This is a genomic window from Massilia agri (assembly GCF_024753255.1).
In the GTDB taxonomy this organism is placed as follows: Bacteria; Pseudomonadota; Gammaproteobacteria; order Burkholderiales; family Burkholderiaceae_D; genus Telluria; species Telluria agri.
The window spans coordinates 132963-150522 of sequence record NZ_JANUHA010000005.1; the positions used below are offsets into that span (position 1 = coordinate 132963).

17 protein-coding genes and 1 riboswitch are annotated in these 17560 nt (G+C 66.8%); of the genes, 10 read left to right on the forward strand and 7 right to left on the reverse strand.

Annotation, left to right across the window (positions count from 1 at the left end; genetic code table 11):
* The first annotated feature begins 513 nt into the window (after nt 1-513).
* Genes NX780_RS09270 through NX780_RS09280 form a run of 3 tightly spaced genes read left to right on the forward strand, consistent with a single transcriptional unit; the run spans nt 514 to nt 4072 of the window.
* Complete coding sequence (locus tag NX780_RS09270) at nt 514-2331, forward strand: CIA30 family protein (protein WP_258827577.1); 1818 nt, start codon at nt 514-516, stop codon at nt 2329-2331.
* A 29-nt stretch (nt 2332-2360) separates the two neighbouring features.
* Nucleotides 2361-3470 (forward strand): sensor histidine kinase, encoded by a 1110-nt coding sequence (locus tag NX780_RS09275; protein ID WP_258827578.1) that lies wholly within the window; start codon nt 2361-2363, stop codon nt 3468-3470.
* Nucleotides 3467-4072: a response regulator transcription factor gene (locus tag NX780_RS09280; RefSeq protein WP_258827579.1), complete on the forward strand. Its 606-nt coding sequence runs from the start codon at nt 3467-3469 to the stop codon at nt 4070-4072. The genes NX780_RS09275 and NX780_RS09280 overlap by 4 nt, the downstream gene beginning before the upstream one ends.
* Here NX780_RS09280 and NX780_RS09285 read toward each other — a convergent pair.
* The 5 genes from NX780_RS09285 to NX780_RS09305 form a co-directional block, all read right to left on the reverse strand.
* The gene (locus NX780_RS09285; RefSeq protein ID WP_258827580.1) at nt 4039-4497 is read right to left on the reverse strand and encodes a hypothetical protein; all 459 of its coding nucleotides are present in this window, start codon (nt 4495-4497) and stop codon (nt 4039-4041) included. The genes NX780_RS09280 and NX780_RS09285 overlap by 34 nt on opposite strands.
* A gap of 264 nt (nt 4498-4761) precedes the next feature.
* A complete protein-coding gene (locus NX780_RS09290) occupies nt 4762-5226 on the reverse strand; it encodes a hypothetical protein (RefSeq protein WP_258827581.1) in 465 nt (154 codons plus the stop codon).
* Nucleotides 5227-5316: 90 nt separating this feature from the next.
* Nucleotides 5317-5658: an SMR family transporter gene (locus NX780_RS09295; RefSeq protein WP_258827582.1), complete on the reverse strand. Its 342-nt coding sequence runs from the start codon at nt 5656-5658 to the stop codon at nt 5317-5319.
* Nucleotides 5659-5689: 31 nt separating this feature from the next.
* The gene (locus NX780_RS09300) at nt 5690-6058 is read right to left on the reverse strand and encodes a VOC family protein (protein ID WP_258827583.1); all 369 of its coding nucleotides are present in this window, start codon (nt 6056-6058) and stop codon (nt 5690-5692) included.
* Nucleotides 6059-6077: 19 nt separating this feature from the next.
* Nucleotides 6078-6527 (reverse strand): DUF2147 domain-containing protein, encoded by a 450-nt coding sequence (locus tag NX780_RS09305; RefSeq protein WP_258827584.1) that lies wholly within the window; start codon nt 6525-6527, stop codon nt 6078-6080.
* Between the two features lie 196 nt (nt 6528-6723).
* Between NX780_RS09305 and NX780_RS09310 the strand changes: the two genes are divergently transcribed.
* A complete protein-coding gene (locus NX780_RS09310; protein WP_258827585.1) occupies nt 6724-7692 on the forward strand; it encodes a hypothetical protein in 969 nt (322 codons plus the stop codon).
* Nucleotides 7693-7737: 45 nt separating this feature from the next.
* On the opposite strand, the gene NX780_RS09315 is transcribed toward NX780_RS09310, so the two are convergent.
* Complete coding sequence (locus NX780_RS09315; protein WP_258827586.1) at nt 7738-10536, reverse strand: valine--tRNA ligase; 2799 nt, start codon at nt 10534-10536, stop codon at nt 7738-7740.
* A 120-nt stretch (nt 10537-10656) separates the two neighbouring features.
* A riboswitch (TPP riboswitch) is annotated at nt 10657-10762 on the forward strand.
* Nucleotides 10763-10829: 67 nt separating this feature from the next.
* Here NX780_RS09315 and thiC point away from each other — a divergent pair.
* The 6 genes from thiC to NX780_RS09345 are packed head-to-tail and all read left to right on the forward strand — an operon-like array spanning nt 10830 to nt 15891.
* Entirely contained in the window at nt 10830-12743 is a 1914-nt protein-coding gene (thiC, locus tag NX780_RS09320; protein ID WP_258827587.1) for a phosphomethylpyrimidine synthase ThiC, read from the forward strand.
* A complete protein-coding gene (gene thiS / locus NX780_RS09325; RefSeq protein ID WP_258827588.1) occupies nt 12743-12946 on the forward strand; it encodes a sulfur carrier protein ThiS in 204 nt (67 codons plus the stop codon). Before thiC ends, thiS begins: the two co-directional genes overlap by 1 nt.
* A 15-nt stretch (nt 12947-12961) precedes the next feature.
* A complete protein-coding gene (locus NX780_RS09330; RefSeq protein WP_258827589.1) occupies nt 12962-13756 on the forward strand; it encodes a thiazole synthase in 795 nt (264 codons plus the stop codon).
* Nucleotides 13756-14499, forward strand: a complete 744-nt coding sequence (gene thiD, locus NX780_RS09335; RefSeq protein ID WP_258827590.1) for a bifunctional hydroxymethylpyrimidine kinase/phosphomethylpyrimidine kinase — start codon at nt 13756-13758, stop codon at nt 14497-14499. The genes NX780_RS09330 and thiD overlap by 1 nt, the downstream gene beginning before the upstream one ends.
* 25 nt (nt 14500-14524) lie before the next feature.
* Nucleotides 14525-15139, forward strand: a complete 615-nt coding sequence (thiE, locus tag NX780_RS09340; RefSeq protein ID WP_258827773.1) for a thiamine phosphate synthase — start codon at nt 14525-14527, stop codon at nt 15137-15139.
* A 38-nt stretch (nt 15140-15177) separates the two neighbouring features.
* Nucleotides 15178-15891: an ion channel gene (locus tag NX780_RS09345; RefSeq protein ID WP_258827591.1), complete on the forward strand. Its 714-nt coding sequence runs from the start codon at nt 15178-15180 to the stop codon at nt 15889-15891.
* Here NX780_RS09345 and NX780_RS09350 read toward each other — a convergent pair whose 3' ends face one another.
* Complete coding sequence (locus tag NX780_RS09350; RefSeq protein WP_258827592.1) at nt 15892-17559, reverse strand: TonB C-terminal domain-containing protein; 1668 nt, start codon at nt 17557-17559, stop codon at nt 15892-15894.
* Nucleotide 17560 lies beyond the last annotated feature (1 nt).

Genomic DNA, 17560 nt, shown 5'->3' on the forward strand with positions numbered 1-17560 from the left:
GCTCCTTTCGTTTCATTGTCCGCTTCTGGCCCATCTGGGCCGTTTAGCATAGGTAACCGCCGACCCAAAGCAGTCACTTGGGACGTATGCGATCAGCGGCCGCAAGATTAGCGCTTTACTCTGCCTGCACGAAATTCTATTGACCCCTTGAACCTTAGTTTTCGGCAGTGATGACGCTCCATAGAGAAGGTCTCGCAATGCTCGAGAGCCGTAGCTTCTGTCCAGACTGGCCCACTGCTATCGTTGAAGCCCAACAGTCCGGTACCTGTTGCAGCTTGTTGAGTTCGATACCGAAAAGTGTAGGGCATTTTACGTCCCAATGGTCAACCCAATACTAAGCAGCACATTGTGCGCTTAATGGCATGCCGCCCCACCCCTGAGATTTCAGTCACGTCCATTGGGCATTTCCACTGACCGCATGACAAATGTCATCTTAATTTAATGGCGCCTGCGTCTACAGCCGCCATCGTGTTTTTCGCATACTGGCTTCACACTAATCCATGCGAGGAACACATGAAGGTTATCGTCCTGAAAGCAGTCGCCGCCGCCGCCGTCCTCCTGATGGCCGCTTCTTCCCACGCCGCTCCGACCCTGGTCCGGGACGCGCGCGTCTTCGACGGCGAGCGCGTGCACGAACGCCGCTCGGTCCTGTTCGACGGGGCCGTCATCGTCGATGCCGATTTCCGCGGCGCCCCGCCGGCAGGCGCCCGCATCGTCGACGGCGCCGGGCGTACCTTGCTGCCGGGTTTGATCGATGCGCACGTCCACGCCTTCCGCTACCTGGAGCTGCCGCTGCTGTTCGGCGTCACCACCCAGGTCGACATGTTCAACAGCGTGCAGATCATGCAGGAGCTCAAGACCGCCATGACCGCCGGGAAGAATGGCGGGCGCGCCGACATGTTCTCGGCCGGCACCCTGGCGACGGCGAAAGGCGGCCATGGCACCCAGTTCGGCATGCCGATTCCGACGCTGGCCACGCCGGGCGAGGCCCAGGCCTTCGTCGACGCGCGCATCGCCGAAGGCTCGCACTTCATCAAGATCGCCTGGGAGGAGGGACATGGCGCGCATCGCATGAACAGCCTCGACGCCGCCACCGTCACGGCATTGATCGAGGCCGCGCACCGGCGCGGCAAGCTGGCCGTGGTGCACATCAGCACCCTGGCGCATGCGCGTGCGGCGCTCGAGATGGGCGCGGACGGGCTGGTCCACCTCTTCATCGGCAAGGACATCGCCGCCGCGGACGCCGATGCGCTGGCGCGGCTGGCCAAGGCCAAGCGCGCCTTCGTGATTCCGACCTGGGTGGTCCTGGAAAGCATGGCGGGCGTGAAGACGGACGGTGTGCTGTCCGATCCTGCGCTTGCCGGCCTGCTGGACCGCGAGCAGCGGCAGTCGCTGCGCGCCAGCTACGGGCAGTCGCCGATGCCGGAGCAGCTGGTGGCGCCGAAGGCGGTCATCGCGGCCATGCACCGTGCCGGCGTGCCGGTGCTGGCCGGGACCGATGCCGGCAATGCGGGCACCCAGTATGGCATCAGCATGCACCAGGAACTCGCGGCGCTGGTAGCGGCCGGAATGCGCCCCGGCGAGGCGCTGGCCGCCGCCACGAGCGCGCCAGCCAGGGCTTTCGGGCTCGGCAAGCGCGGAAGAGTCGCAAGCGGCTACAAGGCCGACCTGGTGCTGGTGGAGGGGAACCCGCTGGTCGATATCGCCAGCACGCGGCGCATCGTCGAGGTGTGGAAAGACGGCGAGAGCACCGAGCCGCTCCGTGTGCGCCAGCGCGAACGGGTAGCCCGGGAAAACGCGGAGCCGGGCATGGCGCCTGTGACACTGCCGGCGGACGGGCGCATCAGCCTGTTCACGAAGGAGAAGCTCGCCAGCCCCTTCGGCATGGGCTGGAGCCCGACCCACGATGGCATGATGGGCGGCGCCTCGAGCGCGACGCTGGAGCTGCTGCCCCTTGACGCCGGAGCGCCGGCGGCGCTGGCGGTGCGTGCGCGCGTCGTGAAGGCGAACTTCCCCTATCCATGGGCCGGCCTGGCCTTCGGACCGGGCGCGCAGCCCATGCAGCCGGCCAACCTCAGCGCGGTCAAGACGATCGCGTTCCGCGTGCGCGGCGACGGCCAGCGCTATGCCCTCAGCATGATGTCGCGCGGCGTGACGATCCCCGCCACCGTCCACTTCATCGCCGGTCCTGAATGGAAGGAAGTGTCGGTGCCGCTGTCGAGGTTCCCCGGCATCGATCCGGCCTTGCTCACCATGATAGGATTCAATGCCGGTCCCGAACCCGGCGACTACCGCTTCGAGATCGCCGACGTGCGCCTGCTCGACAAGTAAGCCGGTCTTCCATTCGGATTGAGAGAGCGATGAACAGGATCAGGGACATCCTGGCGGGGCCGTGGCTTCCGCCGGAACAGGGCAGGATGCCGTACTTCTGGCTGCTGAGCCTCGGCTACATGGGCTGGAAGTACGCCTACGTCGCACCTTCTCCGCTGGAAGCGGCCATGCTGGCGCTCACACTCCTGGTATTCCTGCCACTGTATTTTGCGAGCTACCGGGCGCGCGGCTGGCGGTCGGTCGGCTGCATGCTGGCAGGCTGCCTGCTGGGTGCGGCCTGGGTAAGCTGGAATCCGGGTGCGGCGGTTTTCTTCATCTTCGCCTGCGCGATGGCGGCCGGCATCACACGCATGAAGCATGCGATGCTCGCGATCGGCGGCGTGGTCGTGCTGGCGCTGCTGGCCTCCCTGCAGGTCGGCGGCAATATGCAATTCACCTTCCTGATGCCGATCCTGTGCGTGAGCCTGCCGGTGGGTCTCGGCGCCGTCATGGACGCGCGCCTGCGCCGCTCGCGCCAGGAATTGCTGCGCAAGCAGGAAGAGGTCGAGCACCTGGCCACCATCGCCGAGCGCGAACGCATCTCGCGCGACCTGCACGATCTGTTGGGGCACTCGCTGTCGCTGATCGCCCTGAAGGCGGAACTGGCGCGCAAACTCGTGCACCGTGACGCCGACGCCTGCGCGAGCGAAATCGCCGACATCGAACGTAGCGCGCGCCAGGCCCTGGCCGAAGTGCGCGCCGCCGTCAGCGGCTATCGCGAGAGTGGCCTGGCCCACGCCCTGGCCAGCGCGCGCGCCAGCCTGGCCGCGGCCGACGTGGCCTTCGAGGAGCAGGTCGAACGCTTCGCGCTGGCGCCGGCCGCCGAGAACGTGGTGGCGCTGGCGCTGCGCGAGGCCGTCACCAACGTCGTGCGGCATGCGGACGCAAAGCGCTGCAGCGTGTCCCTGGCGCTGGAACACGGCGTGGCCGTGCTGCGCATCGCCGACGATGGCCGGGCGCGCAACAGCGCCGACCTCAAGCACGGCAACGGCTTGACGGGCATGCGCGAGCGGGTGGCATCGGTCGGCGGCCGGCTGGCGCTGCGCGCAGGCGCCGGCCTCGAACTCGAACTGCGCATTCCACTCGGGGCCACCGCATGATCCGTATCCTCCTGGCTGAAGACCAGACCCTCGTCCTGGGCGCCCTGGCCGCGCTGCTGCGGCTCGAGCCCGACTTCGAGGTCGTGGGCACCGCCACCAACGGCCGCGAGGCGCTCGCCCTGTGTGCGAGCCTGGCGCCGGACATCGTCCTGACCGACATCGAGATGCCCCTGATGACGGGCCTGGAACTGGCGGCCCGGCTGAAGGAAGAGCGTTCGCCGGCGAAGGTGGTCGTGGTGACGACCTTCGGGCGCAGCGGCTACCTGCGGCGGGCCCTGGAGGCGGGCGTGCGTGGCTACCTGCTCAAGGATGCGCCGGTGGATGCGTTGGCCGCGGCGATCCGCGCCGTGCACGGTGGCGGCAGGGCGATCGCGCCCGAACTGGCCATGGAAAGCTGGAGCGGCGGCGCGGACCCGCTCACGGAACGCGAGCGCCAGGTGCTGCGCCTGGCAGGCGAGGGCCGCGCCAGCGCCGAGATCGCGCGCCAGGTGCACCTGTCCGAGGGCACGGTGCGCAACTACCTGTCCGAGGCTATCAGCAAATTGGGTGCCGGCAACCGCGTCGAAGCCTACCGCATGGCGCGCGACGCCGGCTGGCTGTAGTCCTTGGCCTGGCGCGGCTTCGGCGTGTGCATCAGCGGGTAGATGAAGGTCATGTAGAGCACCAGCGTGAAGGCCAGCAGGAAGCCGCAGATGCGCATCAGGGTCGGGCTGCTGACCCCATGCCAGACCACGGTGGCGCTGGCCGCGAAGGGCATCATCATCAGGAGCGCCGCCAGCGAACGCAGCTCCGGCGAGCGCCGCATGCGGTGCCCGGCCAGCCCGATCACGAAGTACCCCCCGGCCGCCAGCAGCATCCCGCCCAGCATGACGAAAGGCTCGGCCATGTCCGGCACCACGTGGGCGATGGAGCGCAGCAGCAGGGGCGGATGGATGAGCGCCAGCACGCCCGCAAACAGGCTGAACAGGCGGAGATAACGCAAGGCACGCCCCCGCACGACGGGCCGCGCCGGATTCGGAACGCTCATCGGTACGCTAACGATCCAGGCTGGACATGTCCCGACAATAGCACACCACACCCCCAATGAGGGTCAGAGTTGAATTGTTTGCCAATATCCTTTGCGATCTGTCCTTCGATCACAAAACATGGCCTCAGCTCAGCTGACGTGAAGTTCTTGGCGAATAATTCGACTCTGACCCTCATTAGTTTTGCCTCGCTTGCCGGGGAGAAAAATGAGGGTCAGAGTCGAATTGTTGGGTACGGTCTTCCGATCAATTGGTCAGGATAAGGATTAATTGCGCGGTGCGCCTTGGTGGTGGGATATTGGCAAATAATTCGACTCTGCCCCCAATTGGCGGCGGTGCAGGCGGACTTCGCGGGCGCGGATGCGGCGGGGGCTGGGGCCGCGCAGCAGGGGATAGGCGAGGATGGCCGAGACGATCAGGGTGAAGCCGAGCAGCAGGCCGCTCAGCCACAGGGCGGGTGGGGTGGCGCTGCGCCACAGGGCGGCGGCGCCGGCCAGGAAGGGGGCGCACAGCAGCAGGGCGCACAGGCGGCGCAGGGCCGGGGAGTGGCGGATGCGGTGGCCGGTCAGGGCGATATGGAAGAAGCTCGCGGCGGCCAGCAGCAGCGCGATCAGCATCCCGGCGGCCGGGGCCAGCTCATTCGACGATGCGCCCGTCGGGTAGAGCATGGCTGGCGGCGCGAGCAGCACGAGGAAGCCGGCCAGCAGACAGGCAAGACGCAGGTAAAGCACGGGGACTTCCTCCTTACGCAAGGGGTTGACTCAGCAGTAAGGAGTGACGATATCGGAATGACAAGTTTCTTGTCGCGCAATTGAACGCGCTCAGTGGCCGACGCTTTTAGAGAACAGGTTGATGACCGCGACACCGGCGATGATCAGGCCCAGCCCGAGGATCGCGGGCAGGTCGAGGCGCTGCGCGTAGACCACCCAGCTGATCGCGGAAATCAGGACGATGCCGACTCCGGACCAGATCGCGTAGGCGATCCCCGTGGGCAGCACGCGCAGGCTGAAGGTCAGCAGGTAGAAGGAGAGGGCGTAGCAGCCCACGGTGAGCAGGCTGGGCCAGGGACGGGTGAAGCTGTCGGACGCCTTGAGCGCGGTGGTGCCGATCACTTCGGCGCCGATGGCGAAGGCGAGATAAAGGTAGGCTTGGGTCTGGGTCATGCTCCCATGATACAGGCGCACGCCGGCGGATTCATCCCTCGGGCAGGGCGTGCCCGATCATGATGCGGTGGCCGTCGACGGTGCGCAGGCCGAACTCGCGCATGCCCCAGGGCTCGGTGGCGAGCGGCTTGGTGATCTCGGCGCCGCAGGCCGCGGCGCGGGCATGCCAGGCGTCGGCGTTGTCGACTTCGAGGTAGGCGAACCAGCTGTGGTCGCCCAGCTGGGCCGCCGGGAGGGCGTCGGGACAGGCGCCCGCCATGATGCGGCAGCCGTCGCGCTCGAACATGCGCCAGCCCGGGTCGCCCATCTCGTGGATGGTGAAACCCAGCACGTCGCGGTAGAAGCCTGCCGAGCGATCGAGGTCGGGGACGGCCAGCACAAACATATGCTTGTGGATCATGGCTGCCGTCCCCCCGTGCTTACTGTTCGCGGACCCAGGTCTGGGAACGGCCGAACATCGGCGCGCCGATGTAGCCGCGCACTTCGAGCTTGCTGCCGTTGTCCTTCAGGGTCGCCTTGCTCTTGTAGGTCTTGCCCTTGGCCGGGTCGAGGATCTCGCCGCCGGTGTACTCGTTGCCGTCCTTCTTCAGGCCCCACAGGATGGTCATGCCGATGATCGGCTGGTCCTTGCGCGCGCCTTCGCAGGAGGTGCATTTCGGGTTCTGGTCCTGGTCCGCTGGGCGGAACAGCTTCTCGATCTTGCCGGTCAGGGCGCCGCCTTCCTCGGTGATGCGCACCAGCGACTTCGGTTTCCCGGTCTCGTCGTCGATCGTTTTCCACACGCCCACCGGCGAGGCGTTCTGCGCCATCGCCACCAGGGGCATCGCAAGCATCGTGGCAATCAGGGCAGCCTTCTTCAAGTGTCGCATCTTGGGTCTCCAGAATCGTTATTGGTATGGCAGAGTGTAGCAAACCCTTCCCGCCAAGTGGACGGCGGAATCCGAGGACTTCTTCCAATCCGGGATCGCTCCATGGGCTGGTCATCTTGACAATCCTGCGTCACTCTGATGACATGTTGCCGATTTTTATGTCGATACCTTTTCCCTTTTATAGAGGTAACACCCAGTGAAGCGTCTTTTCCGTCCCGTACTTCTCCCCCTGCTGGCCGCCATGCTGTCCGCCTCTGCCGGCGCCACCGAGGTGAAGGGCTTGAGCATGCAGGTCCATGATCTGGCCACCCCCTTCGTGCAGGTGTGGGAGCGCAACGCGGGCAAGCCGGACGCCGAGTTCCTGCGCGACTTCAGGTCCACGATCGGCGCGCGCTTCCCGGGCTTCTACGACGCGCAGCGTTTCAGTGGCATGTTCACCCCGGCCCAGTACGAGAACATGATCGTCAAGGCCCGCGCCGAATTCCCGTCCATGCGCGCGGCCTACGAGAAGAAGGTGGCGCGCTTCACCCAGGAACTGCCGGGCCACATCGCCAGCTTCCGCGCGAGCTTTCCGGATTACGCGGCCAAGACCGACATCTGGTTCCTGCACTCGCTCGGCGAGATGGACGGCGGCACCCGCACCCTGGATGGAAAAACCTACTTCGTGTTCGGCGCCGATGCGATGGTCAAGTACCACGGGGACGGCGATGAAGCGGCTTTCTTCCACCACGAGCTGTTTCACGACTACCACGAGATGGAATGCTCCGGCGAGCCGATCTGGGCATCCTTGTGGAACGAGGGCCTGGCCACCTATGTGGCCAAGCGCATGAATCCGGCGGCGAACAATAGCGAACTGCTGCTCGACATACCGCGCAACCTGGTGGCCGACACGCAAAAGCAGCTGGGGCGCGCCTTCGAGGACCTGCACGGAAAGCTGGATAGCGACGATCGCACCGCCTATGCCGGCCTGTTCCAGGGACGCGGTGGCGACGACACCGGCTTGCCGGCGCGGCGCGGCTATTACCTGGGCTATCTGGTGGCGGAAGACATCGGCAAGACCATGAGCATGCAGCAGATGGCGAAGCTCGATTGCGCGAGCGCGCGCACGGCAGTGCTGGCGTCGGTGGAGCGGCTGCGCAAGGCGCATGCCGCAAGCGCCAAATAAAAAAACGCGGCTCGAGAGCCGCGTCTTTCATGGAGCCGTGCCGGATCAGGCAGCCGGCAGCTTGGCCAGCTGTTCCTGCATCTTGGCCAGCGTCGCCGAGAAGTTCGCGACGCGTTCCTTCTCCTGCTCCACCACCGCGGCCGGGGCGCGCGCGACGAAGCTCTCGTTGGACAGCTTGCCGCTGGCCTTGGCGATCTCGCCCTGCAGGCGGGCGATCTCCTTCGACAGGCGCTCGCGCTCGGCGGCGACGTCGATCTCGACCTTCAGCATCAGCTTGGTGGTGCCGACGATCGACACGGCGGCCGGCGACTCCGGCAGCGCATCGACGATCTGCACTTCGGCAAGCTTGCCCAGCGCCTGGATGTAGGGCGCGAAGACGGCCATGCGGGCGCGGTCTTCCTCATTGCCCGGCTCGACGATCAGCGGCACGCGCACCGACGGCGACAACGACATCTCGCCGCGCAGGTTGCGGGTGGCGTCGATCAGGGCCTTGAGCTGTTCCATCCAGCTTTCCGCTTCTTCGCTCACGAGAGAGGTATCAGCCAGCGGGTAGGGCTGCAGCATGATGGTGTCGCCGGTTTTGCCTGCCAGCGGCGCGATCGCCTGCCACAGCGCTTCGGTCACGAACGGAATGATCGGGTGCGCCAGGCGCAGTGCCACTTCCAGCACGCGCAGCAGGGTGTGGCGGGTGGCGCGCTGTTGCGCTTCCGTACCCTGCTGGACCGAGACCTTGGCCAGTTCCAGGTACCAGTCGCAGTACTCGTACCAGAAGAAGTTGTAGATGCTGCTCGCGATATTGTCGAAGCGGTAGTCGGCGAAGCCCTTCGCCACTTCCAGCTCGGCGCGGTTCATCAGGGAGATGATCCAGCGGTCGGCGGGCGACAGGTCTTCCGGATTCGGGGCGCTGCAGTCTTTCCCTTCCGTGTTCATCATCACGAAGCGGGTCGCGTTCCACATCTTGTTGCAGAAGTTGCGGTAACCCTCGCAGCGGCCGAGGTCGAAGTTGATGTTGCGGCCCAGCGAAGCGTAACTCGCCATGGTGAAGCGCACGGCATCGGTGCCGAAGGCCGGGATCCCTTCCGGGAATTCCTTGCGGGTCGCCTTGGCGATCTTATCAAGCGAGCGCGGGTCCATCAGGCCGGTGGTGCGCTTGGCGACCAGCGACTCGATGTCGATGCCGTCGATCAGGTCGATCGGGTCGAGGGTATTGCCCTTCGACTTCGACATCTTCTGGCCTTGCGAGTCGCGCACCAGGCCATGCACGTACACGGTCTCGAACGGCACCTTGCCGGTGAAGTGGGTCGTCATCATCACCATGCGGGCGACCCAGAAGAAGATGATGTCGAAGGCCGTCACCAGCACCGACGAAGGCAGGAAGTGCTTCATGTCCGGGGTTTCTTCCGGCCAGCCCATGGTCGAGAAAGGCACCAGGGCCGAGGAGAACCAGGTATCGAGCACGTCGTCGTCGCGGCGCAGCTGTCCCGTGATGCCCTGCGCGGCGGCCTTGGCCTGCGCTTCCTCTTCGTTGCGGGCGACGACGATCTCGCCGTTCTCGCCGTACCAGGCCGGGATGCGGTGGCCCCACCACAGCTGGCGCGAGATGCACCAGTCCTGGATGTTGCCCAGCCACTGGTTGTAGGTGGTGGTCCAGTTCTCCGGCACGAACTTGATCTGGCCGCTGGCGACTTTTTCCAGCGCCACTTCGGTGATCGACTTGCCCGGATTGAAGGTGCCTTCCGGCGCCGGTTTGCTCATGGCGACGAACCACTGGTCGGTCAGCATCGGCTCGATGACGACGCCGGTGCGGTCGCCGCGCGGCACCATCAGCTTGTGCGGCTTGACCTGCTCCAGCAGGCCTTGCGCTTCCAGGTCGGCGACGATCTGCTTGCGCGCGGCGAAGCGGTCCAGGCCCTGGTACTGCGCCGGGCCGTTCTCGTTGATCTTCGCGTCCAGGGTGAAGATGTTGATCGGCGCAAGGCCGGCGCGCTGGCCGACGGCGGCGTCGTTGAAGTCGTGGGCCGGGGTGATCTTCACGCAGCCGGTGCCGAATTCCTTGTCCACGTAGCTGTCGGCGATGACCGGGATCTGGCGCTTGGTGAGCGGCAGCGTGAGCAGCTTGCCGTGCAGGTGGGTATAGCGCTCGTCGGTCGGATCGACCGCCACGGCGACGTCGCCCAGCATGGTTTCGGGACGGGTGGTGGCGACCGTCAGGTGGCCCGAGCCGTCGGCGAGCGGGTACTTGATGTACCACATCGAGCCGTCTTCTTCCTGCGAGTCGACTTCCAGGTCCGACACGGCCGTGCCCAGCACCGGGTCCCAGTTGACCAGGCGCTTGCCGCGGTAGATCAGGCCCTGTTCGAACAGGCGAACGAAGACTTCGGTCACGGTCTTCGAGCGCGGCTCGTCCATCGTGAAGTATTCGCGTTTCCAGTCGGGCGAGGTGCCCATGCGGCGCATCTGGCCGGTAATGGTGCTGCCCGACTTTTCCTTCCATTCCCAGACCTTCTCGACGAAGGCGTCGCGGCCCAGGTCGTGGCGCGAGATCTTCTGGGCGTCGAGCTGGCGCTCGACGACGATCTGGGTGGCGATGCCGGCGTGGTCGGTGCCCGGGACCCAGGCGGTGTTGTAGCCACGCATGCGGTAGTAGCGGGTCAGGCCATCCATGATGGTCTGGTTGAAGGCATGGCCCATGTGCAGGGTGCCGGTGACGTTCGGCGGCGGCAGCTGGATGGCGAAGGACGGCTTGCCGTCTTCCATGGTGGCGGTGAAGTAACCGCGCTGTTCCCACTCGGTGCGCCAGTATTGTTCAATGTCTGCGGGCTCGAAAGACTTGGCAAGTTCCATGGTGTGGTCAGTGAAAGGGGTGTTAAATGCGTTAAAAACGCACAAAGCGTTTTGCGAAAAGAACCATTATAGAGTAGATGGCGCTATAATCCGGCCCGCTGCTTCTGGAACTTCCAGGGCGGCACACGCTAGGGGTCCTGCTGTCGCAAAAGCGACACGCGGGTGAGAAATACCCTCCGAACCTGATCTGGATAATGCCAGCGAAGGGAAGCAGTCAGAAGCATGGTCGTGCGCAGCCGCGCGCGCCTCCTCGTATCTGGCACACTCCTTTGCTGGCTCCGCAAAGGAGCCACATGAACGCACCACTCAAATTCGAAGCTGCGACCGCCACGGTCGACCAGGCGGCGATCGAACCCTTCCCCAACTCGCGCAAGGTCTATATCGAAGGCAGCCGGCCCGACATCCGCGTGCCGATGCGCGAGATCTCGCAATCCCCGACACCCGACAGTTTCGGCGGCGAGCCGAATCCGCCGCTGTTCGTCTACGACACCTCGGGGCCCTACACCGACCCGGCTGCCAGCATCGACGTGCGCCGCGGCCTGAATACGCCGCGGCTGCCCTGGATTCTCGAACGCGGGGACACCGAAGAGCTGCCGGGCCCCACCTCGGACTACGGCAAGGCGAGGCTGGCCGACCCGGCGCTTGCCGCCCTGCGCTTCGAACTGCAGCGCACCCCGCGCCGCGCGAAGCCTGGGCGCAACGTCACCCAGATGCACTACGCGCGGCAGGGCATCATCACGCCGGAGATGGAATTCATCGCCCTGCGCGAAAACCTGCGCCGCAAGGAATACCTGGCCTCGCTCGTCGATTCCGGTCCCATGGGCGCGCGCGTGGCCAGCCTGCTGGGGCGCCAGCACCCGGGCCAGTCCTTCGGCGCCAGCATCCCGCTTGAAATCACGCCCGGGTTCGTGCGTGAGGAGGTGGCCCGCGGCCGCGCCATCATCCCCGCCAACATCAACCACCCGGAAATCGAACCGATGATCATCGGCCGCAACTTCCTGGTGAAGATCAACGCCAACATCGGCAACTCGGCCGTCACTTCCTCGATCGGCGAAGAGGTGGAGAAGATGACCTGGGCGATCCGCTGGGGCGCCGACAACGTCATGGACCTTTCCACCGGCAAGCATATCCACGAGACCCGCGAGTGGATCATCCGGAATTCCCCGGTGCCGATCGGGACGGTGCCGATCTACCAGGCGCTGGAGAAGGTCGGCGGCAAGGCCGAGGAACTCACCTGGGACATCTACCGCGACACCCTGATCGAGCAGGCGGAGCAGGGCGTCGACTACTTCACCATCCACGCCGGCGTGCGCCTCGCCTACGTGCCGATGACGGCCAAGCGCCTGACCGGCATCGTCTCGCGCGGCGGCTCGATCATGGCCAAGTGGTGCCTGGCGCATCATCGGGAATCGTTCCTGTACACGCATTTCGAGGAAATCTGCGAGATCATGAAGGCCTATGACGTCTCCTTCAGCCTGGGCGACGGCCTGCGTCCCGGCTCGATCTACGACGCCAACGACGAAGCCCAGCTGGCCGAACTGAAGACCCTGGGCGAACTCACGCAGATCGCCTGGAAGCACGACGTGCAGACCATGATCGAGGGCCCGGGCCACGTGCCGCTGCACCTGATCAAGGAGAACATGGACCTGCAGCTGGAGCAATGCAGCGAGGCGCCGTTCTATACCCTGGGCCCGCTCACCACCGACATCGCGCCCGGCTACGACCACATCACCTCGGGTATCGGCGCCGCCACCATCGGCTGGTACGGCACCGCCATGCTGTGCTACGTCACGCCCAAAGAGCACCTGGGCCTGCCGGACAAGCAGGACGTCAAGGACGGCATCATCACCTACAAGATCGCCGCCCACGCGGCCGACCTGGCCAAGGGGCACCCGGGCGCCCAGCTGCGCGACAACGCCCTGTCGAAAGCCCGCTTCGAGTTCCGCTGGGAAGACCAGTTCAACCTGGGCCTCGACCCGGACAAGGCGCGCGCCTTCCACGACGAGACCCTGCCCAAGGATTCCGCCAAGGTGGCCCACTTCTGCTCGATGTGCGGCCCGCATTTCTGCTCGATGAAGATCACCCAGGAGGTGCGCGAGTACGCGGCCGCCAGCGGCGTGGGCGAAGAGACGGCGCTCAGGCAGGGCATGCAGGAAAAGGCGATCGAGTTCGTGCGCGGCGGCGCCAAGCTGTACCGGGAGGTGTGATGACGGAGATCGAATTGAACGGCTCACCCTATCTCTTGCCGGCCGGGGCCTCGCTGCACGAACTCGCTGGCCAGCTTGGCCTGGCGGAGCAGGCGGTGGCGGTCGCGGTCAACCGCGAAGTCGTGCCGCGCCAGCAGTGGCCGCAGCGGCAGTTGCAGGCCAGGGACAAGGTGGACATCGTGCGCGCCATCGGTGGCGGCTGACAAGGAGAAGACGACATGAATGCAATTGCTGAACACGACTTTCTGACCATCGCCGGCCGCCAGTACGCCTCGCGCCTGCTGGTCGGCAGCGGCAAGTACCGCGACCTGGCGCAGACGCGCGAGGCCACCCTGGCGGCGGGCGCCGAGATCGTCACGGTGGCGATTCGCCGCGTGAACATCGGCCAGGACCCGAACGCCCCGAGCCTGCTCGACGTGCTGCCGCCCGACGAATTCACCATCCTGCCCAATACGGCCGGCTGCTACACCGCCAAGGATGCCGTCTACACGCTGCAGATGGCGCGCGAGCTGCTGGGGGGGCGCAAGCTCGTCAAGCTGGAGGTGCTGGGCGACGAGAAGACCCTGTTCCCGCAGATGCCGGAGACGATCAAGGCGCTTGAGGTCCTGGTGCGCGACGGCTTCGACGTGATGGTCTACTGCAGCGACGACCCGGTGCAGGCCCGCATCCTGCAGGAGATCGGTTGCGTGGCCGTGATGCCGCTGGCTTCCCTGATCGGCTCGGGCATGGGCATCCTGAACCCCTGGAATCTCTCGCTCATCATCGAGCAGGCGAGCGTTCCGGTGCTGGTCGACGCCGGCGTCGGCACGGCCTCCGACGCGGCCATCGCGATGGAGCTGGGCTGCGACGGGGTGTTGATGAACACCGCGATCGCCGCGGCGCGCGATCCCGTGCGGATGGCGGGCGCCATGCGCCACGCCGTCATCGCGGGACGCGAGGCCCACCTGGCCGGGCGCATGCCGAAGCGCTTCGCCGGTTCGCCATCTTCGCCGACCACGGGCCTGGCGACCTGATGGTGCCCACCGTCCTCGTGTTCGCCGGGCTCGATCCGGGCGGGGGCGCGGGGCTGGCGGCGGACATCGCCGCCATCGGCGCCCTCGGCGGCCACGCGCTGCCGGTGGCGACGGCGCTCACGGTGCAGGACAACAACCGCGTGCACGAGGTGCAGCCCGTCGATTGCGGCCTCGTCACGCGCCAGGCCGACGCCCTGATCGACACCTGCAGCATCGACGCGGTCAAGATTGGCATCCCGGGCAGCCGCGAGAACGCCGCGGCGATCGCCCGCCTGCTGCGCCAGCTGCGCGCCGCCGACCCCCGCTTGCCGGTGGTGCTGGACCCGGTGCTGGCCAGCGGCCATGGCGATGCGCTCGGCAAGGGCAACGCGCTGGCGGCGCTCGCCGAGCTGCTGCCGCTGGCCACCATCGTCACGCCCAACCTGCCGGAGCTCCATGCGATCGGCGAGATCCCCTGCGAGCACGTACTGGTGACCGGCGGGCACGGGGAGGGCGACATCATCGTCAACCGCTGGCTGAGCGCCGGCCTTGAGCAGCGCAGCTGGCGCCTGCCGCGTCTGCCGCATGACTATCACGGCAGCGGCTGCACCCTGGCCGCCGCCATCGCCGCGCGCCTGGCCCTGGGCGACGGCATGGGCGACGCGCTCGAGCACGCCCAGGACTACTGCCACCAGACCCTGGCGCATGCCTTCTGGATCGCGCCGGGACAGCGCATCCCGCGCCGTATCCTGCACACGCATTGAAAGGACAGCATTGAAACCACACGATCTGCGGGGACTCTACCTCGTCACGCCCGACTGGGACGATACCGACTGCCTGCTGGCCGTCACCGGCACCGCGCTGGCGGCGGGCGCCGCCCTCGTGCAGTACCGCCACAAGAGCGCGAGCCCCGCACTGCGCCGGCAGCAGGCGCTCGCCCTGCTGGGCCTGTGCCGGCGCTACGGGCGGCCGCTCATCATCAACGACCACGTCGAATTGTGCCGCGAGCTCGACGCCGACGGCGTGCACGTGGGCGGCCTCGATGCACCCGTCTCGCAGGTGCGCGCATTGCTGGGCCCCGGCAAGATCGTCGGCGCCTCCTGCTACGGCGAACTGAAGCTGGCGGAATCGGCGCGCGAGCAGGGCGCGAGCTACGTCGCCTTCGGCGGCTTTTATCCTTCACCGGTCAAGAAGTACACGTTTGTCACGCCGCCGGAGCTCATCGACGTCTGGCGCGACCGCGTCGACCTGCCGATGGTGGTCATCGGCGGCATGACCCCGCGGAACGCGGCCCCGCTGGTGGCGCGCGGCGCGGCGATGGTGGCGGCGATCACGAGCGTGTACGCGGCCAGCGACCCGGACGCCGCGGTACGCCAGTTCTGCGCGCTGTTCCCGGGCAGGTGATCCTACAATAGCGGCGTCGTCCACTTCGCCACCCCATCATGCGACCGCTGCGCCTCTGGATCCATACCCGCCGCCACCCGTCCGCCATCCTGCTGCTGGTGCAGCTGCTCGGGATGCTGCTGTATCCCTTCATCGAGCAGGAGCCCGCCGGGCACGGGGCCTTCAATGTCTTCGGCGTGGCGGTGCTGGTGCTGACCATCCGCATGGTGCGGCGCACGCCGGGCGAGACCTGGATCAGCGCCACGCTGGCGGTGCCGATCGTCGTCCTGCTGGCCCTGCAGACTTTCTTCGACCTGCGCGGTACGCTGTTGCCCTGGTCCTCGGCGCTGGAGGCGCTGTTCTATTTCTATGCGGCCGGCAGCCTGATCGCCTACATGATGGGCGACCGCCAGGCCACCACCGACGAGCTGTTCGCCGCCGGCGCCACCTTCACCCTGCTGGCCTGGGCCTTCACCCACCTGTACATGATGGTGCAGGAACTGCACCCCGGGACCTTCGCGGCCGCCGTCAACGCCTCCGCGCCACGCTCCTGGAGCGAGCTGAATTACCTCAGCTTCGCGCTGCTGTCGAGCACCGGCATCGGCGACGTGATTCCCCTGACCGTGCACGCGCGCGCCCTGTGCAGCATCGAGATGCTGGTCGGCGTGATGTACCTGGCGGCCGTGGTGGCGCGCCTGATCGGCTTCACCACCCAGGGCAGGGTGCACCGGCGCCGTCCGGGCGCGCCGCGCGAGGAATGGGAGAAGGACTGATCATTCCGCCGGCGGCGCCGGCGGGTCGTCCGGTGCGTCCTGCCCCGGCTCTTTCCCGAGATCGCGCTGCTTGCGCACGACCGAGCTCGAATAGGTGAACTCGAACGATTGCAGCCCGCCCGGGAAAGGCTTGGCATCGAGCACCGCCTTTTCCACGGCCATGTCGAGCAGGAGGTTGCCGGAAGACGCGATGACCTTGACCTCCTTCACCCGCCCGCCGGCATCCAGCATGGCCCGGTAACGTCCGGTGTATTTGCCCTCCCTGGCGGAGCGGGCTGGATGGAACTGGACCGGCGGGATATGGGCGCGCAGCGTTTCCACCGGGATCGTCACCGGCCCGGGCGGCGTCGTGCGCTTGCCCGCGCCGGCCGGCGCAGCCGCGCCGACGATATCGGCCGTGTAGCGCACTTCGAACTGACGGGGCGTCGCAGGCGGGAAGGCGGCGGCATTGCGCAGCGCCAGGCCGACGGCCGCATCGAAACCTGGCTCGCCCGAGGTCTGCCAGTTCTGCACCCGCTCCACTTTCCTGTCCTCGGTCAGGAACACCTTGTAGACGACTTCCAGCTTGCCGGATGGCGCGCCTGGCGGCGGGGTATAGCGCAGGGGCGGCACGACGCGGTCGAGGACAGCCTGCGGTACGGCGGGCGGTGGCTGGGGCGCCGACGCCTGCTGCGACGCCGGCGGAACGAAGCCGCGGCCGCTCTCCTGCTCGCCGCCTGAATGGTTGAAGACCGAGCGCAGCACGACGCTCAGGGCCAGGAAGAGGACGATGCCTTGCCAGGTCGTGAACGTGCGCTTCGGCTCAGCTGCCTGGAGAAGCGGTTCCTGGACGTCGAAGGATGTCGGGGCGCCGCCCGACTCCCGGTAAACGGTGCGCCAGCGCTCCACCTTCTCCATGTCGGCGACGACCGCCATCAGGGCCGGAAAGCGCGCCAGCATGCGTTCCGTGTCCGGCATCGCCGCCTGGATGCGCCGCGTGGCGGGGATGTCCGGCTGCCGCAGCATCCTGGCCAGCTCGCGCATGCGCACCTGTTCTTCCGCCGGCAATGCGTCGAAGACGTGACGCTCTTCAATGGCCTGGTCGAGGAAGCGACCGCCCTGGCCCAGCTGCCACAGGCGGCGCCGGTCGCCGTCCCAGGCAAATGCGTCCTTCGCCGCCACGAACAGGGCTTCGTGTCCCGGACGCCAGCCGGAAGCGAGCATCGAGGCGACGTAGGCCTCGAAGTAGATGCGGGCGTCGATGTTGATCAGCTCTTCGTCGGCGAAGCGCGCCTCGATGGCGGCGCGCCAGGCATCGACGTCGCCGAGCTTGCCGGCCGCGGCCAGGGCATTGGCGCTCTCGCCAAGACGGCCGAAGACTTCGCCGCCCAGGCGCATGGCTTCGGGCGGCTCCTCTTCCTGCACAGGCGGTCGCTCTTCCTGCACCGGTGTTTCCGCCGGAGCCGGCATGGCGGGCGAGGGCGGTTCCGCCTGAGGGCCATCCTGCGCCAGCTTCCAGCGCGCCCAGTCCAGCGCGACCTCGTAGGCAGTGCGCAGCGCCTGGAAGCCGTCCGGATCCGCCTCCTGGTCGATGCGCTTGAGCTTGCGCGCATAGGCGCGGCGGATGTCGCGTTCTTGCGCGCTTTCGTCCAGCTCGAGCAGCTCGAGGAATTCGTAGGTAGTCTCCATG